The 25,433-nt window shown below is 58.3% G+C and carries 22 protein-coding genes and 2 pseudogenes; 11 read left to right on the top strand and 13 right to left on the bottom strand.

Features of this window, described 5'->3' with window-relative positions; genetic code table 11:
• Window positions 1–35 precede the first annotated feature (35 nt).
• Both clpS and clpA read left to right on the top strand, forming a co-directional pair.
• A complete protein-coding gene (gene clpS, locus AXW79_RS17910) occupies window positions 36–353 on the top strand; it encodes an ATP-dependent Clp protease adapter ClpS (protein WP_005310725.1) in 318 nt (105 codons plus the stop codon).
• Window positions 354–412: 59 nt separating this feature from the next.
• On the top strand, window positions 413–2,665 hold the full coding sequence (gene clpA / locus AXW79_RS17915; RefSeq protein WP_005310727.1) for an ATP-dependent Clp protease ATP-binding subunit ClpA: 2,253 nt from the start codon (window positions 413–415) through the stop codon (window positions 2,663–2,665).
• Between the two features lie 68 nt (window positions 2,666–2,733).
• Here clpA and infA read toward each other — a convergent pair whose 3' ends face one another.
• From infA to aat, 3 genes are all read right to left on the bottom strand, one after another.
• Window positions 2,734–2,952 carry a translation initiation factor IF-1 gene (gene infA / locus AXW79_RS17920; RefSeq protein WP_005300033.1) on the bottom strand — a complete coding sequence of 73 codons (219 nt, stop codon included), beginning with the start codon at window positions 2,950–2,952 and terminating at the stop codon, window positions 2,734–2,736.
• Between the two features lie 68 nt (window positions 2,953–3,020).
• Window positions 3,021–3,737, bottom strand: a complete 717-nt coding sequence (locus tag AXW79_RS17925; protein WP_005310729.1) for an arginyltransferase — start codon at window positions 3,735–3,737, stop codon at window positions 3,021–3,023.
• On the bottom strand, window positions 3,734–4,441 hold the full coding sequence (gene aat / locus AXW79_RS17930) for a leucyl/phenylalanyl-tRNA--protein transferase (RefSeq protein WP_005310730.1): 708 nt from the start codon (window positions 4,439–4,441) through the stop codon (window positions 3,734–3,736). The genes AXW79_RS17925 and aat overlap by 4 nt, the downstream gene beginning before the upstream one ends.
• 19 nt (window positions 4,442–4,460) lie before the next feature.
• Here aat and AXW79_RS17935 point away from each other — a divergent pair, with 19 nt between their 5' ends.
• Complete coding sequence (locus AXW79_RS17935) at window positions 4,461–4,931, top strand: outer membrane lipoprotein (RefSeq protein WP_005310731.1); 471 nt, start codon at window positions 4,461–4,463, stop codon at window positions 4,929–4,931.
• 102 nt (window positions 4,932–5,033) lie between these two features.
• Here AXW79_RS17935 and AXW79_RS17940 read toward each other — a convergent pair whose 3' ends face one another.
• The 4 genes and pseudogenes from AXW79_RS17940 to AXW79_RS22505 form a co-directional block, all read right to left on the bottom strand.
• Window positions 5,034–6,281, bottom strand: a complete 1,248-nt coding sequence (locus AXW79_RS17940) for a diguanylate cyclase (protein WP_005310733.1) — start codon at window positions 6,279–6,281, stop codon at window positions 5,034–5,036.
• Between the two features lie 57 nt (window positions 6,282–6,338).
• Window positions 6,339–7,289, bottom strand: a complete 951-nt coding sequence (trxB, locus tag AXW79_RS17945; RefSeq protein ID WP_005310734.1) for a thioredoxin-disulfide reductase — start codon at window positions 7,287–7,289, stop codon at window positions 6,339–6,341.
• 218 nt (window positions 7,290–7,507) lie between these two features.
• Window positions 7,508–7,699, bottom strand: a complete 192-nt coding sequence (locus tag AXW79_RS23080) for a hypothetical protein (RefSeq protein WP_073536599.1) — start codon at window positions 7,697–7,699, stop codon at window positions 7,508–7,510.
• 313 nt (window positions 7,700–8,012) lie between these two features.
• Window positions 8,013–8,213, bottom strand: a pseudogene (locus AXW79_RS22505) (alanine dehydrogenase); the annotation flags it as partial.
• Window positions 8,214–8,363: 150 nt separating this feature from the next.
• On the opposite strand from AXW79_RS22505, the gene lrp reads away from it, so the two are divergent.
• The 8 genes and pseudogenes from lrp to miaE all read left to right on the top strand — a co-directional run bounded on the left by lrp (window position 8,364) and on the right by miaE (window position 18,572).
• The gene (gene lrp / locus AXW79_RS17950) at window positions 8,364–8,855 is read left to right on the top strand and encodes a leucine-responsive transcriptional regulator Lrp (RefSeq protein ID WP_005300047.1); all 492 of its coding nucleotides are present in this window, start codon (window positions 8,364–8,366) and stop codon (window positions 8,853–8,855) included.
• 202 nt (window positions 8,856–9,057) lie between these two features.
• Complete coding sequence (locus AXW79_RS17955) at window positions 9,058–11,583, top strand: DNA translocase FtsK (RefSeq protein WP_005310739.1); 2,526 nt, start codon at window positions 9,058–9,060, stop codon at window positions 11,581–11,583.
• A gap of 77 nt (window positions 11,584–11,660) precedes the next feature.
• The gene (gene lolA / locus AXW79_RS17960) at window positions 11,661–12,269 is read left to right on the top strand and encodes an outer membrane lipoprotein chaperone LolA (protein ID WP_005310741.1); all 609 of its coding nucleotides are present in this window, start codon (window positions 11,661–11,663) and stop codon (window positions 12,267–12,269) included.
• Window positions 12,270–12,387: 118 nt separating this feature from the next.
• A complete protein-coding gene (locus AXW79_RS17965; protein WP_011898819.1) occupies window positions 12,388–13,731 on the top strand; it encodes a replication-associated recombination protein A in 1,344 nt (447 codons plus the stop codon).
• A gap of 356 nt (window positions 13,732–14,087) precedes the next feature.
• Window positions 14,088–15,383 (top strand): serine--tRNA ligase, encoded by a 1,296-nt coding sequence (gene serS, locus AXW79_RS17970; protein WP_005310745.1) that lies wholly within the window; start codon window positions 14,088–14,090, stop codon window positions 15,381–15,383.
• A gap of 187 nt (window positions 15,384–15,570) precedes the next feature.
• Complete coding sequence (locus AXW79_RS17975) at window positions 15,571–16,059, top strand: CvpA family protein (protein WP_005310746.1); 489 nt, start codon at window positions 15,571–15,573, stop codon at window positions 16,057–16,059.
• Between the two features lie 21 nt (window positions 16,060–16,080).
• Window positions 16,081–17,601: an amidophosphoribosyltransferase gene (purF, locus tag AXW79_RS17980; protein WP_005310748.1), complete on the top strand. Its 1,521-nt coding sequence runs from the start codon at window positions 16,081–16,083 to the stop codon at window positions 17,599–17,601.
• A gap of 223 nt (window positions 17,602–17,824) precedes the next feature.
• A pseudogene (gene miaE, locus AXW79_RS17985) lies at window positions 17,825–18,572 on the top strand (tRNA isopentenyl-2-thiomethyl-A-37 hydroxylase MiaE).
• A gap of 156 nt (window positions 18,573–18,728) precedes the next feature.
• Here miaE and AXW79_RS17990 read toward each other — a convergent pair.
• From AXW79_RS17990 to pspF, 6 genes are all read right to left on the bottom strand, one after another.
• A complete protein-coding gene (locus tag AXW79_RS17990; protein ID WP_005310752.1) occupies window positions 18,729–19,514 on the bottom strand; it encodes a peptide ABC transporter ATP-binding protein in 786 nt (261 codons plus the stop codon).
• Between the two features lie 34 nt (window positions 19,515–19,548).
• The gene (locus AXW79_RS17995) at window positions 19,549–20,547 is read right to left on the bottom strand and encodes a peptide ABC transporter ATP-binding protein (protein WP_005310754.1); all 999 of its coding nucleotides are present in this window, start codon (window positions 20,545–20,547) and stop codon (window positions 19,549–19,551) included.
• Entirely contained in the window at window positions 20,547–21,440 is an 894-nt protein-coding gene (locus AXW79_RS18000) for an ABC transporter permease subunit (RefSeq protein WP_005310755.1), read from the bottom strand. The genes AXW79_RS17995 and AXW79_RS18000 overlap by 1 nt, the downstream gene beginning before the upstream one ends.
• Before the next feature lie 35 nt (window positions 21,441–21,475).
• Window positions 21,476–22,435, bottom strand: coding sequence for an ABC transporter permease (locus AXW79_RS18005; protein ID WP_005310757.1), 960 nt, complete (start codon window positions 22,433–22,435; stop codon window positions 21,476–21,478).
• Between the two features lie 2 nt (window positions 22,436–22,437).
• Window positions 22,438–24,033, bottom strand: coding sequence for an ABC transporter substrate-binding protein SapA (gene sapA, locus AXW79_RS18010; RefSeq protein WP_005310759.1), 1,596 nt, complete (start codon window positions 24,031–24,033; stop codon window positions 22,438–22,440).
• A gap of 182 nt (window positions 24,034–24,215) precedes the next feature.
• Window positions 24,216–25,250, bottom strand: a complete 1,035-nt coding sequence (gene pspF, locus AXW79_RS18015) for a phage shock protein operon transcriptional activator (protein WP_005310760.1) — start codon at window positions 25,248–25,250, stop codon at window positions 24,216–24,218.
• Between the last annotated feature and the right edge of the window lie 183 nt (window positions 25,251–25,433).

Genomic DNA, 25,433 nt, shown 5'->3' on the forward strand with positions numbered 1-25,433 from the left:
AGACGGTAGTAATCTAGAGGTACCGAAGCGCGACTATGAGCAAGCAGAAAGAACTCTTTGCTAATGAAGAGATTGCACAAGCAGAGAAAACGAAGCTGCAACCGCCACCCATGTACAAGGTCGTCCTGAACAACGACGATTACACACCGATGGAGTTTGTGGTGGAGGTGTTGCAAAAGTTCTTTGGTATGGATTTGGACAAGGCTACCCAAGTGATGCTGAGTGTGCATTATAGTGGTAAGGGAGTCTGTGGTACGTTTACCGCCGAGATTGCCGAAACCAAAGTGGTCCAGGTCAACACCTATTCACGTAACAACGAACATCCACTGCTATGTACCATGGAAAAGGCTTGAATCTGATGACTTGATGGCGAGAACGACACCACATTGTTGCTGTACTAGGGGAGGTGCCTATGTTGAATAAAGATCTAGAAAAGACGCTGAACGAGGCTTTCAAACTGGCCCGTGACGAGCGCCACGAATTCATGACTGTCGAGCACCTGTTGTTAGCCCTGCTGGATAACAGCTCAGCCCATGAGGCGTTGAGTTCGTGTGGTGCTGATGTGGAACTGATGCGCAAAGAGATCAGCGCATTCATCGGTCAAACAACCCCGCTTATTCCCCGCGATGATGAAGACAGAGAAACCCAGCCCACGCTTGGCTTCCAGCGAGTGCTCCAGCGTGCTGTCTTCCATGTGCAATCCTCCGGCAATACTGAGGTCAGCGGCGCCAACGTGCTGGTAGCCATTTTCAGTGAGCAGGAATCTCAGGCGGCCTATTTTCTGAAAAAGGCCGAGATAAGCCGGCTGGACGTGGTCAATTTCCTCTCCCACGGAGTGCGAAAAGACAGCAAGCCCGACAACAGCAGTAACAACGCCGAGTCTGATGACGATGTCTCTGCTGCCCAGATTGAGAGCTTTGCCACCAACCTGAACCAGCTGGTGCTGGAGGGGCGTATCGACCCGCTCATCGGCCGCGATCAGGAACTGAGCCGTACCATCCAGGTATTGTGCCGTCGCCGCAAGAACAATCCGCTGCTGGTGGGTGAAGCCGGTGTTGGCAAGACAGCCATCGCCGAAGGCTTGGCCTATCGCATCGTCAAGGGTGATGTGCCCGAGGTGATTGCCGGTAGCACCATCTATTCACTGGATATGGGGTCCTTGCTGGCGGGCACCAAGTATCGTGGTGATTTCGAAAAACGCCTCAAGGTGTTGCTCAAGCAGATTGAGCGCCAAGAAGGGGCCATCCTCTTCATCGACGAGATCCACACCATTATTGGGGCCGGTGCGGCTTCGGGTGGCCAGCTTGACGCCGCCAACCTCATCAAGCCGTTGCTCTCCAATGGTTTGCTGCGCTGTGTCGGGTCGACAACCTACCAGGAATACTCCCAGATCTTCGAGAAAGACCGTGCCTTGGCCCGTCGTTTCCAGAAGATCGATATTGTCGAGCCGAGTGTGGATGACACCACTCGCATTCTGATGGGGCTCAAGAGCCGTTACGAATCGCACCACGGTGTGCGTTATACCGTCAAGGCGATCCGTGCTGCGGTCGAACTCTCGGCCAAGTATATCAATGACCGTCATCTGCCTGACAAGGCCATCGATGTGATCGACGAGGCCGGGGCAGGGCAGCGACTGCTGCCGGTGAGCAAGCGCAAGAAAGTGATCAATGTGCCGGAAATCGAAGCCATCGTTGCCAAGATTGCCCGTATCCCGGAGAAATCTGTTTCTTCTTCCGACAAGGAGGTGCTGAAGAACCTGGAGCGCAATCTCAAAATGGTGGTGTTTGGCCAGGACAAGGCCATAGAGGTGTTGACCGATGCCATCCGGCTGTCACGCTCAGGTCTTGGCAATGAACGCCGCCCGGTGGGTTGCTTCCTGTTTGCCGGCCCGACCGGGGTGGGCAAGACGGAGGTCACCCAGCAGCTTGGCAAGGCGCTCGGAGTGGAAATGCTGCGTTTTGATATGTCCGAGTACATGGAGCGCCATACCGTCTCACGTTTGATTGGTGCCCCTCCCGGTTATGTCGGTTTTGAACAGGGCGGCTTGCTGACCGACTCAGTGCTCAAGCATCCCCACTCGGTGGTGTTGCTGGACGAGATTGAGAAGGCTCACCCGGATGTGTTCAACCTGCTGTTGCAGGTAATGGACAACGGGACCCTGACGGACAACAACGGGCGCAAGGCGGATTTCCGTAACGTGATTCTGGTGATGACCACCAACGCCGGTGTGCAGGAGACCCAGCGCAAGTCCATTGGCTTCCAGCAACAAGATATGAGCCACGATGCCATGGCGGTGATCAACAAGACGTTCAGTCCTGAGTTCCGCAACCGGCTGGATCACACCATCTGGTTCAACCATCTGGATATGCAGGTGATCCACCAGGTGGTCGACAAGTTCATTGTCGAGTTGCAGGTACAGCTGGATGCCAAGGGCGTGTCTCTTGAAGTGTCCGAGGGTGTCCGCCACTGGTTGGCCGAGAAGGGATATGACAGGGCCATGGGAGCCAGACCCATGGGACGGGTCATCCAGGAACACCTCAAGAAACCACTGGCCAATGAAATCCTGTTTGGATCACTGGTTGATGGAGGGGTAGTGAAGGTTGAGTTGGTAAATGACAGCCTCAGCTTTGACTTTCAGGTCAATATTGAAGCTGTCTCCCACTAAGCACTGATAGTTAGAAAGCGACAAAAAACCCCAGCCGAGAGGTTGGGGTTTTTTGCTGAATTCCTGGCTTAGCGAGAGCGGAAAACAATACGTCCCTTGGAGAGATCGTACGGAGTCAGAGCTACCGTTACTTTGTCCCCAGTCAGGATACGGATGTAGTTTTTGCGCATCTTGCCGGAAATATGAGCGATAACCACGTGACCATTTTCCAGTTCCACACGGAACATGGTATTGGGCAGGGTTTCGAGAATGGTGCCCTGCATCTCAATACTGTCTTCTTTAGCCATTGAATCCTCTTGATAAGCCACAACAAAAATCCGCTGGATCATGCCGGATTTAAGGCTATGTGTAAAGTTTACTCGGGCTTGGTGTCGATATTTTTCCATTCCCCCTGTATCAGCCGCTCGTGAGGCAGGTATTGGCGCTTGTAATTCATCTTGCGGCACGCCTCCACCAGATAGCCAAGATACAACCAGGTGCGACCTGTGCGCTTGGCCAGATCCAGCTGACTCAGAATGGCAAAGGTACCGAGGGAGCGATCGGCGTGAGCCGGATCGAAAAAGGTATACATGGCGCTCAAGGAGTGGGGGAGCAGATCCGTGGTAGCGACCCCGATCAGCCGGTTGTCCTTGCGCATTTCGAGGTAAAGTGGCGGCATCCAGTCGCAATGCAAAAAGCCCTTGTATTGGGTCCGGCTGGGGGGATACATGCTGCCGTCATGGTGACGCTCGCGAATGTAGCGCTCGTAGAGCTGGTAATACTCGGGCTTGTCGTCATAGCTGAGTACCAGTTCAAGATCCTGATTCAACTGCCGGATCCGCTTCTGGCTGCGGCTCGGCACAAAGCGTTCGCTGTGAATGCGCAGCGACTGGCAGGCACTGCAGGCCGGGCAGTGGGGCCGATATATGTCATTTCCGCTGCGCCGAAATCCCGCCGTCAGCAACCGCTCATAGCCGCTGGCATTGAGCAGGTTGTGGTCCATCAATACCAGCAGTTGCTCCTGTTCATGGCCCAGATAGCTGCATTGATGCTTGGGGGTCAGACCTACTTTTAGGATCACTTCTTCTGTCATAGGCTGATGCTCCCCGCTTGCCAGCAGTTATCTGCCAACGGCTGCCGGCTCAGTTTGGTCAGCGCCGTCAAAAACGTCTCTCTTGGCCACTCCTGGATCCCCATGGTAGCCAGAAAATCATTCTGCATCTGGCAATCGATCAGTGCACCACCGTGGCTGGCGAAGTGGTGACAGAGCGCCACCATGGCTAGCTTGGCGCCGTTGTCGATGCGGCTGAACATGGACTCACCGCAGAAGAGGCGGCCGAGGGAGAGGCCATAGAGGCCAGCTTGCAACTGGCCATGCTGCCAGATCTCGACGGAGTGGGCATGGCCAAGGCGATGAAGTTGTCGATAGGCGTCGATCATGGGCGTGCTTATCCAGGTTCCACTGGCGCTGCGACGGGGGGCGGCGCAGGCCGCTATTACCTCATTAAAGGCGCGATTGATGGAAATATCGAATGAGGTGCGGCGGATAAATTTGCGCAGGCTGCGACCTATGTGCAGCTGTTCGGGGATGATGACCCCTCTGGGATCCGGCGACCACCACAGCAACGGCTGGTGGGGCTCATTCCACGGGAAGATCCCCTTGTGGTAAGCTGCCAGCAATCGTTCAGGGGAGAGATCCCCGCCGATCGCCAGCAGGCCGTTGGGTTCATCCAGTGCGTGCTCGGGGTCGGGAAACCAGCACAGCGCATCATCCAATTGGGTAAGATAGCGAGACATAAGGCGAAGAGGTTCACAGATGAAGGCCATTATCCTGATAGTATCCAGCTTGCTCTGCTTTGTCACTGCGCCTGCCGGGGCCCAGGTTTACGAGCGCAACACGGCGCGGCCCGTCAATCAGGTGGTGTTTGGCCAGGTGGAGACGGTACGCAACATCACCCAGCGCCAGATCCTGGAGTCTGAACATTCCGGCTGGAAAACCCTGGGCGGGGCCGTCCTGGGTGGACTGCTTGGCAACCAGTTTGGCGGCGGCCACGGCCGTGAAATTGCCACCGCCGTGGGGGCACTGGCAGGGGCCGCTGCCGCGCAGCATTATCAATCAGGTGGATCCGTGGTGGAGAACAAGCTGGTAGAGCTGCTCATTCGCAACGAGCAAAACGGTTTGGTCAACGTTATCCAGGATTACGATCCGGCCATGGTGTTCATGAACGGAGACAAGGTGCGCATCCTCTATTTCGACGATGGGGTACGAGTCGACAAGACCTACTGAGACAGGGCGCATCGAGCGAAGCAGGGAAGAGGGAAGGGGAGCAACCCGACGGTCTCCATTGACAGGAGCCAGTCGGGCGGTACTACACGGAACTCATCTAGCTCATGCAGATGAGCCCTGAGACACTATCTTGTCGCGACCTGTGTTTTTTGCCTGATAGAGCAGGCGATCCGCTTCACTCAGTGCCTCGTCCATGGAGACTCGCCCGACATTGATCACCCCGAAACTGGCGCGAACGAACAGTGGCGTCTCCCGTGACAAGGGTTGCTGACGCAGTTGTTGGCGCAGTCCCTCCAGCCGTTTGAGCAGCACTGGCACTGTGCAATGGGGCACCATAAGGGCAAACTCCTCCCCCCCAAAGCGGGCAATCATGGCATCGGGGAAGAACTGGGTCAGCAACCGGGTGAGGTGGCAGAGCAGTTGATCGCCGATGGCATGACCCCAGTGATCGTTGACCTGCTTGAAGTGATCCACATCGAGGACACACAGCGCGAGCGGCGTCTGCTGGCGCTGATGCTCCTCAAACCACTTTTGCCCCTCGTTGAACCAGTAGCGCCGGTTATAAAGCCCGGTCAGGTAGTCGCGGTTGGCGGATTCCTGAATGCTGTTGAACTGCTCAAGCGCCTCCAGGTTATGGCTGACCCGACACTGCAACTCTTCCGGCTCGAACGGCTGGTTGAGAAAGTCGTTGGCCCCTTGCTTGAGGTAGCGAGCAGACAAGCCCCGTTTGTCCGACACCGAGATCCCTATGATGGCGAGCTGCTGCTTGCTGTAGCGCTCTCGCAGCATCCGTACCAGGCTGATGCCGTCAATTTCCGGCATGTAGTAGTCGACCAGTACCAGCCGGATGGCCGGATTCTGCTCAAGGGTGGTCAGGGCTTCGCGGGCATGGCTCGCCTCGTGGACCAGCAACAACTGCTTGCGTAGCTGTGCCATGGTGCGGTGGCGGGAGGTGCGTGAATCATCGACGACCAGCACTTCAATCTGCTGATTGAGATAGAGGCGATGCACCAGACCGACCGCGTATTGCAGGGAGTGACGTGAATCTTTCATCACATAATCCAGCACCCCTGCTTCCAGCCAGGCCTCCCGCTTGTCTTCGCTGATGTCGGCGGTGAGGATCACCACTGGCAAGCCTCGTTCCAGCAGCACCTTGACGGCTTCCCCGCTGGGAGCATCAGGCAGGGTGAGATCCACTAGCGCGACCACGTATTCGTCTCCCTGGCAGTGACGTGCCCCCTCCAGGGTATCGAAGGCATCAATCTCCAGGCCAGTTTGCTGCGCGATGGCCTGGATCAACGTGCGACGGATCGTCATGCTATCTTCGACAATCAATATTTTCTGTTTCATCCGGCTCCTTAACGTAAAAAGGCATGCCTCACGGCATGCCTTTTATATCCCTTGCGCTTATTGCGCGTCCAGATATCGCTCGGCATCGAGAGCGGCCATGCAGCCGGTGCCGGCAGACGTGATGGCCTGACGGTAGTTGTGATCGGCCACGTCGCCGGCGGCAAATACCCCTTCAATACTGGTCTGGGTGGCAAAGCCGTCCAGTCCGCCACGCACGATCAGGTAGCCGTTTTGCATCGCCAGCTGGCCCTCGAAGATCTGGGTATTCGGCTGGTGGCCGATAGCAATGAATACGCCCATCAGCGGCAGATCCGTGGTGGTGTCATCCTGCGTGCTGCGCAGGCGCACACCGGTCACGCCCATCTGATCCCCCAGCACTTCGTCCAGGGTCTGGTGGGTGTGCAGCACTATGTTGCCGCTCGCTACCTTGTCGTGCAGAAGCTTGATCAGGATCTTCTCGGCGCGAAACTCATCGCGGCGGTGAATGAGGTGCACCTTCTTGGCGATGTTGGCAAGATAGAGTGCTTCTTCCACTGCGGTATTGCCGCCGCCGATCACCGCCACTTCCTGGTTGCGATAGAAGAAGCCGTCACAGGTAGCGCAGGCGGAGACGCCGCGTCCCTTGAAGGCCTCTTCGGAAGGCAGTCCCAAATATTTGGCGGAGGCGCCGGTGGCGATGATCAGCGCATCGCAGGTGTATTCGGCGCTGTCGCCCTTGAGGCGGAACGGACGCTGGGTCAGCTCCACTTCATTGATGTGATCAAACAGGATGCGGGTATCGAACTTCTCCGCATGGGCCTTCATGCGCTCCATCAGGGCTGGACCGGTCAGACCTTCGGAATCACCGGGCCAGTTTTCCACCTCTGTGGTGGTGGTCAGCTGACCACCTTGCTGCATACCTGTGATGAGCAGAGGATTCAGGTTGGCGCGGGCTGCGTAGACGGCGGCGGTGTAACCGGCCGGGCCTGACCCCAGGATCAGCAGTTTGCTGTGAGTGACTTGGCTCATGATGTGATTTCCGAGACGTGATGAGTTTGCGCGATTGTAGGTAATTCGTGATATGGGGTCAAAGGTCAGTGAGTCGATTGTGCCAATCGACCATAGGTGCAGGCTGATGCTCATTTTGAGGTGAAAAGGGTCCATTCTGGACGGATCCTGACTCAGAGAAGTGCGTTTGCCGACGCCATGTTGGGCGTGGCTTGCGAGATCGCTCGGGATGGCCTTGGTTACCCCGGTATTTCGGCTGCGTTGTCGTGTCTTGCCTCGTTGGAGAAGCCGTCAACCGGATGTGTACGGGTGAGGGGGCTTCTCGTCTTTGCCCGTATCTGTGTCATGTCGACGATGGCCGAACCCGGCTTCATGCGGACAATATGGTCATGGTTGACAACTCTTGGCGCAGTGGCGCCCGGTGCCATCATTGCGTAGCTGAACACTGTCTTGACCACTTCAACAGCAAGATGACCCTCAGCAGAGTACCAAGACAGTCAGGCAGAAGAGGAGCATGCGGGCTATTCAAATGAATAGAGATGCGTTCAGCCACTTTCTTCGTCATGGGCGGCAGCGTCAGGTCATTTCGGGCGGATGGTTTAGAGGGGGCCGCGATTGACGGATAGGGTCAGTGCCCGGGACCCAATGCAAACAGGTGGCACAACGGGATTAAAAGAGGGGATGTTCCCCGCGGATCAGGCATGCTTGATGTGCGGAGTTATCTGGTCTGGATGATCATCCGGTCTGGGCGAAAACGGCTGCTGCAGAGACCAAAATATCGGCACCGACAGCGCGATAATCTGCCTCATCCAAGCCAATGCCGCTTCCTGCGCCGCTTTGGACGAAAACAGTATGGTTTCGTGCTGTCAGTTCACGTACACTGGCCGGAACCATGTCTAGGCGATATTCATGGTTTTTTATTTCTTTAGGTACACCGATAATCATGCTATCCCTCGTCTATCGACCGGTGTTTTATGTTGCTTCAAGGTTACGTAACATTTGCGCCTAGCATATTCAGGTATTGACAGGATTTGTGACCATAATTATAAAATGACTGGTGATTCTTACCAAAAAATAGCCAAAGGATGGAATAAAATGATGGAAGCTAAGAGTCGGCTAAAGGATTTGGACAGGATTGACCGCAACATTCTGAATGAACTGCAAAAGGATGGCAGGATTTCGAACGTTGAGTTGTCCAAGCGAGTTGGCCTGAGTCCTACACCGTGTCTGGAACGGGTTCGTCGCCTCGAGCGACAAGGTTATATCGAAGGATATGCCGCTATTCTGAACCCTCATTATCTGGATGCGTCTCTGCTGGTGTTCGTGGAAATTACCCTCAATCGCGGTGCGCCGGATGTGTTTGAACAGTTCAACAAGGCTGTTCAGGTGCTTGAAGAGATCCAGGAGTGCCATCTGGTCTCCGGCGATTTCGACTATCTGCTCAAGACCCGCGTCAGCGACATGTCGGCCTATCGCCGCCTGCTGGGGGAAACCCTGCTGCGACTGCCCGGCGTCAATGACACCCGCACCTATGTGGTGATGGAAGAGGTCAAGCAGAGCAGTCGTCTGGTGATCAGCACCCGTTGAGTTGGGTTATGCTGTGGCTTGCCAGGCTAATGACAAGTCACGACAGTCAGAAACGAGCGGCCGGTCCGCTCGTTTCTTCTTATCGAGTTGGTTGTGAATATGGCCCAGCCCATCAGGCACTGGCTGACAATCGGTGGGCTTTTCAGGGATACTAGGCCCCCTTATCCCCCCGCATTATATGTTTTCAGAAAGGAGCCGGAGTTTGGCCGATAAAAAGCTGTTTACTCCTTTATCAGGTACACAACGGATCTTCGAAGCCGTCTTGATCGCCATCACTCTGATGGCTGCCTATCTCTTGCTTGCCCTGTTGTCCTATCATCCCGCCGATCCCGGTTGGTCGCAGACCTCCTGGCAAGGGGAGGTGAAGAACCTCGCCGGTAGCGCGGGGGCCTGGCTCGCCGATATCACCATGTTTACCTTTGGGGCTTTCTCCTATCTGGTTCCCCCCCTGGTGGTTTTATTGGGCTGGAGCCTGTTCTGGCGTCCGAGCCGGCTGCTGGATGTGGACTATCTCACCCTGTCGGTGCGCATCGTCGGCTTCGTGCTGACCGTGCTCGGCATGTCCGCCATTGCCAGCATGAACTTCAATGACATGCAGAATTTTTCCGCCGGTGGCCTGGTGGGGGACGTGATCGCCTCCGCCGTGGTGCCGCTGTTTGGCGGCGTCGGTGCCAATCTGATGCTGCTCTGCTTCGTGGCAACCGGCATCACACTGTTTACCGGCTGGTCCTGGCTCACCATAGTCGAGCGGATTGGCGCCACCTGTACCGGTTCGGTCAGCGCCATCTACCACTTCCCCACTACACTGGGTCGCTGGTTGACCGGTGGCTGGCGTCAGCCCCGTTACGAGGGAGCCGATCCCTTACTGGAAGGGGGTGTCGGTGCCCTCGAGCTCGATGATGAAGACGAGGATGAGCCGCACTCCAGCTGGACCCGTCGTCCCAAGGGTAACGGTACCGCCAAGGGCCAGAAGGCAACCTCCGATGAGTGGCTGCCGGAGCTCGATGACGATACCTTCCAGTTCGACCCGCAGTTTGATGATGAAGATGACGAGCCGGCACCCGTGGCCAAACCCAAGCGCGCTGCCGCTGCCACTGCCCGTCGCCAGCCGGCCCTGACCACGGCAGATGACGAGGATGACGAATTCGATCTGCCCTGGGCCGAGGGTGAGGATGAGCCGGTCGCACCGGTTGCCGCCGCGCCGGGCAAGCCCAAGCGCCGTGTGCAACTGAGCATGCCTCCCTTGCCGAGCATTGAGCTGCTGGACAGACCGCCCGCAAAGACTCAGATGATGAGCAAAGACGAGCTGGACCGTATGGGCTGTTTGGTGGAAGCCAAGCTGGCCGACTACAACGTGCAGGCCAAGGTGGTCGGTGTCTATCCGGGCCCTGTCATCACCCGTTTCGAGCTGGATCTGGCCCCTGGCATGAAGGCGAGCAAGATCACCAACCTGTCGCGGGACTTGGCCCGCTCCCTCTCCGCCAGCAGTGTGCGGGTGGTGGAAGTGATCCCGGGCAAGACTTTCGTCGGTATCGAGTTGCCCAATCGGGTGCGCCAGACCGTTTACCTGCGCGAGACCCTCGATTGCGATGCTTTCCGCGATAGCCGCAACCCCCTTACCATGGGGCTCGGTCAGGACATTGCAGGGGAGCCCGTGGTGGTGAATCTGGCCAAGATGCCGCACTTGCTGGTGGCCGGTACGACCGGTTCGGGCAAGTCGGTGGGGGTCAACACCATGATCATCTCCATGCTCTACAAGTCGTCCCCGGACGATCTGCGTTTCATCATGATCGACCCCAAGATGCTGGAGCTCTCTGTCTACGAAGGGATCCCTCATCTGCTGACCGAGGTGGTCACCGACATGAAGGATGCTGCCAACGCCCTGCGCTGGTGTGTGGGCGAGATGGAGCGCCGTTACAAGCTGATGTCGGCGGTCGGGGTGCGTAACCTCAAGGGCTACAACGACAAGGTATTGGCCGCGGCTGCTGAGGGTGAACCGATGCGGGATCCCTTGTGGCGCCCGGGTGACTCCATGGATCAGATGCCGCCGGAGCTGGAAAAACTGCCCCACATAGTGGTGGTGGTGGACGAATTTGCCGACATGATGATGATTGTCGGCAAGAAGGTCGAAGAGCTTATCGCCCGTATTGCCCAGAAAGCGCGGGCCGCCGGTATTCACCTCATACTGGCGACCCAGCGTCCCTCTGTGGATGTGATCACCGGTCTTATCAAGGCCAACATACCGACCCGGATCTCGTTCCAGGTGTCGAGCAAGATAGACTCACGTACCATTCTGGATCAGGGCGGTGCTGAATCCCTGCTTGGCATGGGCGACATGCTCTACATGCCGGCCGGTACCTCCAACCCCACCCGTGTCCATGGCGCCTTCGTCGATGATCACGAGGTACACAAGGTGGTGGCGGACTGGAAACTGCGCGGTGAACCTAACTACATCGAAGAGATCCTCTCCGGTGAGTCAGGCGGTGAGGGCGGCAGCAGCGAATATGGCGGTGGTGGCGATGAAGAGCTCGACCCCCTGTTTGACGAGGCGGTGGCCTTTGTGGTGGAGTCGCGCCGTGGCTCGACGTCCAGCGTGCAGCGCAAGTTCAAGATTGGTTACAACCGTGCGGCTCGTCTCATCGAGCAGATGGAAAATCAGGGTATCGTCAGCTCGCCGGGCGGCAATGGTCAGCGCGATGTGCTGGCACCGCCGCCGGTACGGGACTAAGGCTCACCCTTCCTCTACCCTGGCCATGCCTTCACCGGGTGTGGCCTTTTATCGAGAGCGTCTTCATGAAAAGCGTGATGAAAAAACAACTGTTGATAGGGTCTGTGTTGCTGGTTGCCAGCAGCCAGGTGTGGGCGGATGCGGCCAGCAGCCTCAAGCAGAAGCTGGCCGATGTGAGCCTCTTCTCCGCCAAGTTTGCCCAGACCGTCTACGACAGCAAGGGCAAAGAGCTGCAAAAGGCTGGTGGTGATCTGCTGGTGCAGCGCCCGAATCGTTTCAACTGGCATACCACCTCGCCGGACGAGAGCCTGATCGTGGCGGATGGCAAGGACGTCTGGGTCTATGACCCCTTCGTCGAGCAGGTAACCGCCCTCAAACTCAAGGATGCGGTCCTCAATACCCCCTTCATCCTGATCGCCGGCAACGACGACAAATTCTGGAAGCACTATGACGTGACCCAGGAAGGGAATGTCTACACCGTTACCAGCCGCAACAAGGATGAGCTGATTGCTTCCTTTCGCGTCACGTTCGACAGGCAGAACAACATCAGTCGTTTCGATGTGAAAGAGGCACAGGGGCAGTGGAGCGAATTCACCCTGAGCAGTTTCAACCGCAAGCCGGTGCTCAAGGGCAACGAATTTGTCTTCAAGATCCCGAAGGGGGTCGAGCTGGACGACCAGCGCTGATGAGTAATTTCTCTTTGGATGTCTCGTCGGGCCATCACCTGCTGGCGGCCCGCATGATGTCTTTGGATCTATCGTCGTACTGTCCTCCACTGGCGGTCGGCATGACGCTGGATGGTCAATGCAGATGAGCAATTTATCGCTGGATTTTTCGTCGGACTTTCGTCCGCTGGCGGCCCGGATGCGGCCGCAAGACCTCGACCAGTACATAGGTCAGCAGCATATCCTGGGGCCTGACAAGCCCCTGCGCAAAGCGATCCTGGCCGGTCACTGCCACTCCATGATTTTGTGGGGGCCGCCCGGTACCGGCAAGACCACCCTGGCGGAACTGATGGCGCACTATTGTCAGGCGGAGGTGGAGCGACTCTCTGCGGTGACCTCCGGCATCAAGGAGATCCGCGCCGCCATCGACAAGGCAAAGGAGAACAGCTGGCGCGGGGTGCGTACCATATTGTTCGTCGATGAGGTGCACCGCTTCAACAAGAGCCAGCAGGATGTGTTCCTGCCCCACATCGAAGATGGCACCATCACCTTTATCGGTGCCACCACCGAAAACCCCTCGTTCGAACTCAACAACGCACTGCTCTCCCGGGCCCGGGTCTATCTGCTCAAGCGGCTGGAAGAGGACGACATCCTCGCCATGATCGATCAGGCAATGACAGACTCCCGCGGCCTCAATGATCCGGCACTCACCTTTGCCCCCGGAGTGAAGGAGGCGCTGGCCAAAGCCGTGGATGGTGACGGGCGCAAATCCCTCAACTATCTGGAGCTGCTGGCCGACATGGCCGAGACCAATGGGGCAGGGGAGAGGGTGATCGACAGTGCCCTGCTCGCCGCCGTGGTGGGTGAGCATGTGGCGCGCTTTGACAAGGGCGGCGATCACTTCTACGACCTCATCTCGGCGGTGCACAAGTCCATTCGCGGCTCTGCCCCCGATGCGGCGCTCTACTGGTATGCCCGCATGGTGAGCGCAGGTTGCGATCCCCTCTACATCGCCCGCCGCTTGCTGGCGATTGCCTCGGAAGATGTGGGCAATGCCGATCCGCGTGCCATGCAGGTGGCGTTATCGGCCTGGGATTGCTTCCACCGCATCGGTCCGGCCGAAGGGGAGCGGGCCATCGCCCAGGCCATCGTCTATCTTGCCTGCGCCCCCAAGAGCAATGCGGTCTACACCGCCTGGAAAGCAGCGCTTAACGACGCCAAAAACCTGCCCGATTTCGAGGTGCCGCCGCACCTTCGCAACGCACCCACCAAGCTGATGAGCGATCTGGGCTATGGCGCCGAGTATCGCTATGCCCACGACGAGCCGGGTGCTTATGCCGCCGGCGAGAGCTATTTCCCGCCGGAATTGGCTGGCAAGCAGTACTACCAGCCCATGGATCGCGGTCTCGAGAAGCAGATCGCCCAGAAGCTCGATTATCTCCACGAGCTGGATAAACAGAGCCCACGCAAGCGGGACATCTGACAGGGCGAGCCCGCCGATGTGCATTCGCCCAAGTGTGCTGGGTGATACCCGGGGCTATATGAGCCTTGCATCGTAAGGGGGCCAGCAGGGGGCGTATTTGCCCTCACATGGCAGGTAACGTCAGTAAAAACGACATAAATAGTCCCTGTTCGCGCGGGGGGGCGGTCTGATACACTGCCCCTCTGACCCCGCTTGTCTTGGCCTGATGCCATCTTCTTGATTTCGAAGGCCTGATTTTGAAGGCCCGAAGCTGAAGACGATAGGGGTGCGCCAACCGATGTTAACTTCCGGATCTGTTCTCTCGCCCGGTCATGATGACCCAGGCCCAGATCCCATTTTAAAAAAGTAGGTAAACCATGCTGGATCCCAAATATCTGCGTAGCGAGATCGATGAAGCTGCCGCTCGTCTGGCTACACGTGGCTACGTTCTGGACGTAGCGGCTGTCAATGCTCTGGAAGAGAAACGCAAGGATCTGCAGTCCCGTACCCAGGAGCTGCAGGCCGAGCGCAATGCCCGCTCCAAGTCCATCGGTGAGGCTGCCCGTCGTGGTGAAGATGTGGCCCCGCTCAAGGCCGAGGTGACCAAGATCAACGACGAGCTTGAAACCAGCAAGATTGAGCTCGACGCGCTGCTGACTGAGATCAAGTCCATATCCGACGCCATCCCCAACCTGCCGAGCGAGACCACGCCGGTGGGGCGCGACGAGAACGACAACGTGGAAGTGCGCCGTTGGGGTACCCCACGTCAGTTCACTTTCCCGGTTCGCGATCACATCGATCTGGGTGAAGCGGCCAAGGGCGTTGACTTCAAGAACGGCGTCAAGCTGTCCGGTGCCCGCTTCGTGGTGATGAAGGGCCAGATTGCCCGCCTGCACCGCGCCCTGGCGCAGTTCATGCTGGACCTGCACACCCTGCAGCACGGTTACACCGAGTGCTACGTGCCTTATCTGGTGAACCCGGACAGCCTGTACGGTACCGGCCAGCTGCCCAAGTTCTCTCAGGATCTGTTCAATACCGGGATTGAGGGCGAAGGGGAAGATGAGGGCAAGATGCGCAAGTTCTCCCTGATCCCGACCTCCGAAGTGCCGCTCACCAACATGGCCCGCGACGAGATCTTCGATGAGCAGGAGCTGCCCATCAAGATGACGGCCCACAGCCCTTGCTTCCGTTCCGAAGCCGGTTCTTATGGCCGTGACACCCGCGGTCTCATCCGCATGCACCAGTTCGATAAGGTCGAGATGGTGCAGCTGGTTCACCCGGAAAAATCCTGGGAAGCGCTGGAAGAGATGGCCGGTCACGCCGAGAAAGTGCTGCAACTGCTGGAGTTGCCGTATCGCGTGATGGCGCTGGCCACCGGTGACATGGGCTTCTGTGCCGCCAAGACCTACGATCTGGAAGTGTGGCTGCCGGCTCAGAACACCTACCGCGAGATCTCCTCCGTCTCCAACTGCACCGATTTCCAGGCGCGCCGCATGCAGGCTCGCGTGCGTATCGACGGCAAGCCTCAGCTGCTGCACACCCTGAATGGCTCCGGCCTGGCAGTGGGTCGCACCCTGGTAGCCGTGATCGAGAACTACCAGCAGGAAGATGGCCGCATCGCCATCCCGGCAGCGCTGCAATCCTACATGGGTGGTCTGACCCACATAGGCTAAGCGCACTCGCGTAAATACAACGCCATGGCCATGCCATGGCGTTGTGCATTTGGGCCCGGCACAATCGTTTCAACGCTGGGGAAGGTGCCGCTGTCGGCACTTCTTTGAATGTTTAACACATTTTTATCAAGCATTGCGCAATCGTTTTTGTTAGACTGCGCCGCAATTTCGCAGGACACTTTTTCCTATGGTCTGGATTGATTACGCCATCATCGGCATCGTCGGTTTCTCCGCCCTCATCAGCCTGGTGCGCGGCTTCGTCAAGGAAGCCATGTCGCTCGTCACCTGGTTTATCGCCTTCTTCATCGCCAGCCATTTCTATCCCGATCTCGCCGTCTATTTCACCTCGTTCTCCGATCCCCTGGTACGCAACGGCCTGGCCATCGCAGCCCTGTTTGTGGCGACCCTGATCCTGGGCGGCGTGGTGAACTACGTGGTGGGTCTGCTGGTGGAAAAGACTGGCCTGTCAGGAACGGATCGGGTGCTCGGCATCTGCTTCGGCGCCATTCGCGGGGTACTGATCGTCAGTGCCCTGCTGTTTTTTATGGATACCTTCACCAGCCTCTCCCAGAGCGACTGGTGGGTGGCGTCCAAACTGGTTCCCGAGTTCAAGCCGGTGATCCAGTGGTTTTTCGGGTTCATGCTGAACTCGTCCAGTTTTCTTAAACAGGTATAGTGACTTCGAGGTAGCAAAGACATGTGTGGTATTGTCGGTATAGTTGGCACCACCCCCGTCAATCAGGCCCTCTACGACGCCTTGACGGTGTTGCAGCACAGGGGACAGGATGCCGCCGGGATCGTGACCATAGACAGTGGAAACTTCCGGCAACGCAAGGCCAACGGCCTGGTGAAGGACGTGTTTGAAGTGCGTCACATGCAGCGACTGAAGGGGCATATCGGCATAGGTCATGTCAGATATCCCACCGCAGGCAGCTCAAGTGCCGCTGAAGCCCAACCTTTTTACGTGAACTCTCCCTACGGAATGGTGCTGGCCCACAACGGCAACCTCACCAACGCTAAGGATCTCAAGGAGCAGCAGTTCAAGGTGGCCCGTCGTCACATCAACACCACCTCCGATTCGGAAGTGCTGTTGAACGTGCTGGCCCACGAGCTGGATCTCTGCGACAAGATGGCGCTGCGTCCGGAGGATATCTTCTCTGCGGTGCGCAAGACCCATCAGCAGATCCGTGGCGCCTATGCCGTGGTCTCCCTGGTGATTGGTCATGGCCTCATCGGATTTCGTGATCCCAACGGCATTCGTCCGCTGATCCTGGGTCGTCGGGCAGACGAGCAGGGCCAGGTGGAGTACATGCTCGCCTCCGAGAGCGTGGCGCTTGACGCCATCGGTTTCGAGACGGTGCGTGATGTTGCGCCGGGTGAAGCCATCTACATTACCGAGCAGGGCCAGCTCTTCTCCGAGCAGTGTGCGGAAAACCCGCAGATGAGCTCCTGCATCTTCGAATATGTCTACTTCGCCCGTCCCGACTCGTGCATCGACAAGGTCTCCGTCTACGCCGCCCGCCTCAACATGGGTCGCAAGCTGGGCCAGAAGATTGCGCGCGAGTGGGAAGATCTCGATGTGGATGTGGTTATCCCCATCCCGGAGACCTCCTGTGACGTGGCGCTGGAAATAGCCCATACCCTGAACCTGCCGTATCGTCAGGGCTTCGTGAAGAACCGCTACATAGGCCGTACCTTCATCATGCCGGGCCAGACCCAGCGCAAGAAATCGGTACGCCGCAAGCTCAACGCCATCAGCTCCGAATTCAAGGGCAAGAAGGTGTTGCTGGTGGATGACAGCATAGTGCGCGGTACTACCTCTGAGCAGATCATCCAGATGGCTCGAGAAGCGGGCGCGGCCAAGGTTTACTTCGCCTCGGCGGCACCGGAAATCCGTTTCCCCAACGTCTATGGCATCGATATGCCGACCGCCAACGAGCTGATCGCCCACGGCCGGGAAGTGGAAGAGGTGTGTGCACTGATTGGTGCCGATGGCCTGATTTTCCAGGATCTGGAAGATCTGGAAGAAGCGGTGCGGGAGATCAACCCTGAGCTGCGCCACTTCGAGACTTCGGTGTTTAACGGTCACTATGTCACCTCAGACGTGGATCAGTCCTATCTGGATCACTTGAACGCCATGCGCAGCGATGACAACAAGGCGGTGCGTGAGTGGCAGGAAGGCACCAGCAATCTGGAAATTTTTAACGAAGGCAGTTAAACGTTTTCGTTGTCAATGACAGAGATGAGATGGGGGCTGCGGCCCCCATTGTTGTGTCTGGGCAATGGGGGAGGGATGTTATCTGATTGAAAAAAAAGCACTTATGCAGCCGGGTGTGGGCAGTGACGGCGGGATCCGCTAGCATAGTCACCCTGTCGCGCCCTTCGCGCAGTCGTATCCACTCGACTAAATGCCGTATCAACCAGAACAGACGAGAATTCAGATGGATGATTTGTTAGCCCCCGTGCGCCAGTTTTTGCAGTGCGAGACCCCGGACGAGTGGGTGGCAATGGCGCGCGATCCCGCCCATCTGCCCACCCTGCTTATCGATCACGCCAACTGCGAGAACAAGGCTGCGCTCACCGCCCACAGCCTGGTGCGTCGCTACTGCCTGCCCAAGGGAAAACGTCATCTGCTGCCCAAGCTGGAATTCTATCGGGAGCTGGATGCCATCCCGGAGAAGGCCGAGATCCTGGGCAAGCGCAGCATGGGGGAGTCCGATCGCACCGTGTTTGAGGAGCTGGCCCGCAACCCGCTGCTGTTTCCCATGGTGCGCCTCATCCAGGAGGAGCTGCACCACTTTGAGCAGGTACTGGCGCTGATGGCCGCGCGCAACATCCCCTATGGCCCCGTGACCGCCTCCCGCTACGCCCGCAACCTGATGCAGCATGTACGCACCCACGAGCCTGCAACCATAGTCGACAAGCTGATCATCGGAGGCGCGCTCCTGCGAGCGTTTTGCCAAGCTGGCGCCCCATCTGGACGAGGAGCTGGGCCGCTTCTATGTCTCCCTGTTGCGCTCCGAGGCGCGCCATTATCAGGACTATCTGGCCCTGGCCGAGCAATATGCGGGTAAGGATATCAGCGAGCGGGTAGCGTATTTTGGCAAACTCGAAGCCGAACTTGTCTGCTCGCCGGATCCGCAATTCAGGTTCCATAGCGGGCTGCCTGTCAGATCTGACAGTTGTTGATGTCAAGGGGGCTGCCTACCATGGCCATGTTCCTACTACGAGCGACGCATCATTTTTGAGCGCAATTCCCGGCCCCTGAGCCGGGATTTTTTTGCGCGTTTTCAAGCAGGTGAGTAGGGGAGAGTGCCGGTGCCAGGGCTGGCACCGGCCACGGGATCAGCGGCGGTATTCGTTGTTGTAGTTCTGGATCAGGCGGCGGGTCACCTCATGCTGGGGATCGGCGAACACCTTGAGGGTTTTGCCACGCTCCACCACTCGTCCGTCGTGCATCACCAGCACCTCGTCACTGATGTGGCTGACCACCCCCAGATCGTTGGCTACCAGCACATAGCTCAGTCCCATGGTCTCCTGCATCTCCAGCAGCAGGTTGATGATCTGGGAGCGTACCGAGATATCCAGGGTGGAGAGCGCCTCATCGGCTACCACTATCTTGGGATTGAGGATCAGCGCCCGTGCCAGCGCCACCCGCTGTTGCTGACCAGCGGAGAGCATCTGGGGGTAGAAGAGGGCGTGATCCGGCAGCATGCCCACCATACGCAGGGTCTGCACTACCTTGTCGTGGCGCTCCTCGTCACTCATTTCGGTGTTGAGCCGCAGCGGTGTCTCCAGGATCTGGCCGACCCGGATCTTGCGATTGAGGGAGGAGTTGGGGTCCTGGAAGATCATGCGCAGCAGCTTGCAGCGGGTCTGGTAGTCGCCATGCACCAGGGTCTGACCCTCGATGGCGATGTCGCCGCTGGTGGGCTCTATCATGCCGGCCAGGATCCGTGCCAGGGTACTCTTGCCGGAGCCGGCTTCACCGACGATGGCCAGCGTCTGGCCCACGTCCAGATCAAACGAGAGCGGCTTGATGGCTTCCACCGCCCGGCGGCGAAACAGGCCGGTGCGATTTTGATAGGTCTTGCTAAGGCCTCTGACCTGCAACAGGGAGGGTTCAATCACAAGCTGTGCTCCTTGACGGGGGCGTTAACGAACATCATTTTTTCGGCTCATCCATGTTCAGCGGGAAGTGGCAACTGAACTGGTGGCCCTTGATCTTGCTCATCAGCGGCGTCTGTACGCACTGCTTCTGGGCATAGGGGCAACGGGGACCAAGTCGGCAACCTATGGGCAGATGCTGCAGCGGTGGAATGACACCGGGCAGGGTTTCGAGTCGCGACTTGTGGCGCACCAGCTTGTCAAAGTCGGGAATGGACTTGAGCAAGGCATCGGTATATGGGTGGTGTGGGGTATCCAGGATCTGATCCCGGGTACCGACCTCCACCATCTGGCCGCAGTACATCACATTGATGGTGTCGGTCAGGTTGGCGATGGCGGCAATGTCGTTGCTGATGATGAGAATGGTGGTGTTGCCCAGCTTGTTCATCTTGTCCAGCAGCCGCAGGATCTGGGAGTGGGTGGTGGACTCCATGGCGCTGGTGGGCTCATCGGCTACCAGCAGGCGCGGCTTGTTGGCAATGGCCATGGCGATCATCACCTTCTGACACATGCCGTCAGAGAGCTCGTGGGGATAGGCGCGCATTACCTTGCGGTGATCCTTGACGCCGACCCTGTGCAGCAGCGCGATGGCCTTTTTCTTGCGCCACTGGAAGCGTTGCCAGAATTTCCCTTCAAACGAATCGGTCGGGATAGCCTCTTCCAGCTGGGCGCCAATCTCCCCGGACGGATCCAGGCAGCTGATGGGGTCCTGAAAGATCATGGCTATCTCGCGGCCCATGATCCGGCGCCGCTCCTTGGGGGCCATGGTCAGCAGATCCATGTCGTTGAAGCGCATCCGGTCGGCACGTACCGTCCAGTTGTCTTTCTGGATGCCGACGATCACTTTGGCAATCAAGCTCTTGCCGGAGCCGGATTCCCCCACCAGGCCGCGGATCTCCCCCTCGGTCAGGGTCAGGCTCACCTTGTCCACCGCCTTGACCTTGCCCTGTGGCGTGTCAATTTCGATGGTGAGGTTGCGTATGTCGAGCAAGGGCATTAATCATTCCCCTCTTTGAGTGCTTCACGGATGCCTTCACCAACTAAATTGGTTACCAGCACGCTGAACAGTATGGCCATACCCGGCAGGGTCACGGTCCAGGGGGCGAGATAGATGAGATCGCTCGAGTCGGCCAGCATGGCACCCCACTCCGGCTGGGGAGACTGGGCACCGAGGCCGAGAAAACCCACCGCCGAGATATCGAGGATAGCGGCAGAGAGGGTGCGAGTGGTCTGGGCGACCAGGGTCTCCACTATGTTCGGCAGTATGGCCAGACGCATGATACGAAATGGGGGCGATCCATCGAGGCGGCTGGCAATGATGTACTCCTTTTGCATCTCGGTGTGAACGGCGTTGTAGGTCGCCCGGATGAAGGGAGGGATCAGCGCCAGCGTGATGGCGATCAGGGTGTTGAACAGGCCTGGCCCCAGAATGGCGACCATGATGATGGTCAGCAGCAGGGAAGGGATGGAGAGCAGGGTGTCGAGCAGGTGGTGCAGTACGCTCGATTTGAGCCCCTTGCTCATGCCGCCCAGGATGCCGATGGCGGTGCCGGCCACCATGGCGATCAGCACCACCAGCAAGGCATTGCCGAAGGTGAAGCGCGCGCCCACCACCAGACGGGAGAGGATGTCACGGCCCAGATCGTCTGTGCCAAGGAAGTAGTCTATGTTGCCGCTGTTGGCCCAGGAGGGGGCCAGCAGCAGGCGGGAGCTGTGTTGATCATCGATGCCGTAGGGCACCAGCAACGGGCCAATGAGGGTGATGAGCAGCAGGATCACGAAGCACCAGAGTGCCCCCATTGCCAGTGGATTGCGGCGATAGGAGGCCCAGGTCTGCTCCAGCGGGGAGAGGATCTTGAGCTCGGGGTAGAGGCTAGTCTTGTCTTGCATAGGATTCCTGGCTCCAGGTCATGCCATGAGCACGTTCAGTCTTGTTTTGCATAGAGTTCTTTGCGCCGCGCCGGATAGATGATGGTGGTGAGCAGCTCTGTGCTGACGCTGGTAAAAATGACGAAACCAGCCACTACCAGGGTGGCGCCACGGATGGCGGCATAGTCCTGCAGGGCTATGCTGCTGATGAGCCAGCGGCCGATCCCGTGCCACTCGAACACCACCTCCGTGATCATGGCGGAGGTGAGCACGCTGCCCAGCTGCAGACCCAGCAGCGGCAACACGGGGGGCAAGGCATTCTTGAGGCCATGGCGCCAGACAATCTGCCGACGGGAGAGACCACGGCTTGCGGCTGCCTTGATGTAGTTCTGCTTCATCACGTCGATGAGGGAGCTGCGCACGTGGCGGATCACCTCTGTGGTGGGCACCACCGCCAGCACCAGCGAGGGCAGGATCAAGTGGCGCAGGGCGTCGTGCAGCGCCGCCTGGCGCCAGGGTTCATGGCTCATCAATACGTCGATCAATGCTATGCCGGTAATGGAGGGCACGTCATAAAGCAGACTGATCTGGCCGGAGGCGGGCAACCAGCCGAGATCCAGCGAGAAGAACATCACCACCAGCAACGCCAGCCAGAACACAGGTACAGCGTAGCCGATGAGGCCGGCGGTCATGATGGAGAGATCCAGCGGCTTGCCTTGTGAGAGTGCCGCCAGGGTGCCCAGCGGAATGCCCACCAGCAGCGAGATGGCAAATGCCGTTGCACAGAGGATCAGGGTGGCCGGGAAGTAGTGGCGGATCTCGTCCAGCACAGGTAGACCAGAGACACTGGAAAGCCCCAGATCCCCGTCCAGAATGTTGCTCAGAAAGTCAGGATAACCGCTCCAGAAGCTGGCTTGCAGGCCGATGAGCCGATAATCCAGCAGGTAGGCGACAAAGGTCAGGGCCAGCAGGGTAATGAGCAGCAGGCTGATGCGGCGCAGAATATAGAGAAACATGCTTACTCCCTGTGTGCTTGGTAGAAGACGGTGCCGCCAAAAGGCATCAGGGAGAGCCCCTCAATGTCGCTGCGACTGACCTGGGTGCGCAGGGCATGGGCCAGCGGGATGAGCGGCAACTGCTCGTTGAGCAGGGTCTGGGCGTAATAGTAGTTGCGCAGCCGGAACGCCAGCTGGGGGGTGGTCACAGCGTCATCCAGCAGTTGATCGAAGGCCGGGCTGCACCAGCGGCTGTAGTTGTTGCCACGCTCGACGGCGGTGCAGCTCAGCAACTGGCGAAAGAAGTTGTCGGGGTCGGCGTTGTCGGCAATCCAGCCCGACAGCAGGCTGTCATAGTGGCCATGGGCGAGGCGCGTCTCGATGACAGGCCATTCCTGCTGCACGATTTTCAGCTTGATGCCGACCTTGGCCAGATCGCTGCGCATCAGCTGGGCTGTCTTGAGGGCATCCGGGTTGTAGGGGCGCGAGCCTGGCTGTACCAGCACCTGCATCTCGAATCCGTGCTCAAACCCGGCCTCCTTGAGCAGCTGACGTGATCGCTTCAAGTCTTGCTGACGCATAGGCAGAGAAGGATTGTAGCCCCAGGAGAGGGGAGGGAGCAGGCTGTTGGCCGGTTGTCCTGTCTCGAAGTAGACCGCTTGCAACAGGTTGTCGATATTGATGGCACTGGCGATGGCCTGACGTACCTGTACCTTGTTGAAGGGTGCCTTGCGGGTGTTGAGGGCAAGGAAGGCCACGTTCATGCCCGACTGTATGGACAGGCTCAGCTTCGGGTTCTGCTTGATCACCGACAACTGGCTGGCAACGGGGGTACTCATCACATCGCACTCGCCCGTCAGTAGCTTGGCCAGTCGCTTGGCGGATTTTGGCGTGATGTCATAGACCAGTTGTTCAATCTTGGCTTCGCCGCCCCAGTAACCCGGGTGGCGCAGGTAACGCACATATTCGTTGTGGCGATACTCCTTGAAGCTGAACGGACCTGTCCCGACCGGTTGAGTGTCCAGCAGTGCCTGTGTGCCGGCGCTGCGCATCTGGTCGGCATATTCGGCGGAGAGCACTATGGCGTAGTCGCTGGCCAGCGTGGCGAGGAAGGAGGCATCCGGCCGATTCAGTTCAAACACCACCTGCTGCTGTCCCTTCTTGTAGATCCGCTTGATCAGTTGATCCAGCCCCAGGCTGTAGAAGTAGGGATACTCGCCCCCCGAAATGGCGTGATAGGGGTGCTGCTTGTCCAGCAGCCGCTGCCAGGTGAACAGCACATCGTCGGCATTCAGGTTGCGTGAGGGATTGAACCAGGGGGTGTGGTGAAAGGTGACGCCCTTGCGCAGAGTCAGGGTGTAGGAGAGACCATCTTCACTCACGTTCCAGCGGGTGGCGAGCCCCCCTTCCAGCGCCAGCGTGTTGGGGTTCACCTCCAGCAGACGATCGTAGAGCGGGCGGGAGCTGGCATCCAGGGTCACCCCGGAGTTGGAGACCTGGGGATTGAAGGTCTGGGGCGAGCCTTCCGCACAGTAGATGAGTCCCGTCCTGGACGCGTCGTCTTGTTTCTGACAACCGGTAACCAGCACCAGCAATCCAAGCAGCAAGGGTTTGAGCATTCTCATTGTAGAACCATGTTTTTATACAAATGTGCCAGCATCGGGGCTGGCGAGTTGCAGGAGTCGGCCTGAACCGGGCTTACTGTGGTTTCAATCCGCATCGTTATCACTATCCTGCAGCGGGTATTTGCGCCGCATGCCACGGCACTGGTGATAGCGCAGGGCCAGCATTTCCTGTGGCGTCAATCCGCATCGTTATCACTGTCCAGCAGCTGGTATTTGCGCAGCATGCCACGGAACTGGTGATAACTCAGGGCCAGCAACTGGGCGGCTTTGCGCTGATTATACTGGGATTGCTGCATGGCTTGCTTGAGTAAATTAATCTCGTACTCCGCCACCGCGTTTTTGAGATCCAGCGGCAGGCTCTGAGCGGCCGGGTTAGCCTGTGGCAGGCCCTCACTGGCGATGTGCGTGGCAGGGGTGCCTTGCGCACGGGGGCGCCAGGGGGAATCGAACGGGTTGAGCACCAGATCCGAGAGCGGCAACTGGGGATTACCCTGACGATAGATGCTGCGCTCCACCACGTTCTTGAGCTCCCGCACGTTGCCGGGCCAGGGGTAATCCAGCAGCAGCTGGGTCGCCTTGCGCGAAAATCCGGCAAACAGGGGATAACCCAGTTCCCGGGTCATGCCGTGGGCGAAGTGCTCCGCCAGCATCAGTATGTCCTCGCGCCGCTCCCGCAAGGGGGGCAGAGTGATGACATCAAAGGCAAGCCTGTCCAGCAAGTCGTGGCGAAAGTGCCCCTTGTCGGCCAACGCCGGCAGATCCTCGTTGGTGGCACACACCAGCCGTACATCCACCTTGAGGGCCTTGGCCCCACCCACTCGCTCGAATTCACCGTATTCGATGACCCGCAGCAGTTTTTCCTGTACCCGGGCGCTGGTGGTTGCCAGCTCGTCGAGGAACAGAGTGCCGCCATCGGCGCGCTCGAACCGGCCCTGATGGCGCTTGGCGGCGCCTGTGAAGGAGCCTGCCTCGTGGCCGAACAGCTCGGTTTCCAGCAGGCTCTCACTCAAGGTGGCGCAGTTGATGGTGACAAAGCTTTGATCCCAACGCCCCGAGAGATAATGTAGGCGATGGGCGATGAGCTCCTTGCCCGTTCCCCGTTCGCCGATGATCAGCACGGGTTTGCGCAGCGGTGCGAGGCGGGAGGCCTGCTCAATGATCTCGAGGAATGCGTTGGATTCCCCCAACAGGCTTTCCGTGGCCGTGCTCATAGTGATCCCTGTCAGTTGTAAAAGCTGGTCAATCTTACCAAAAGTTGGTGATTTTAATCATCACTTGCATGGGGTATCTTGAAACTCGACCCATAGGCCCCATATAAATCAACAAGTTAAATTCTGTTCCAGATTGGCACACAAGTTGCCATTGTCAATGGAGAAATAACGTATGCCAACCAC

Source organism: Aeromonas salmonicida subsp. salmonicida (assembly GCF_001643305.1).
In the GTDB taxonomy this organism is placed as follows: Bacteria; Pseudomonadota; Gammaproteobacteria; order Enterobacterales; family Aeromonadaceae; genus Aeromonas; species Aeromonas salmonicida.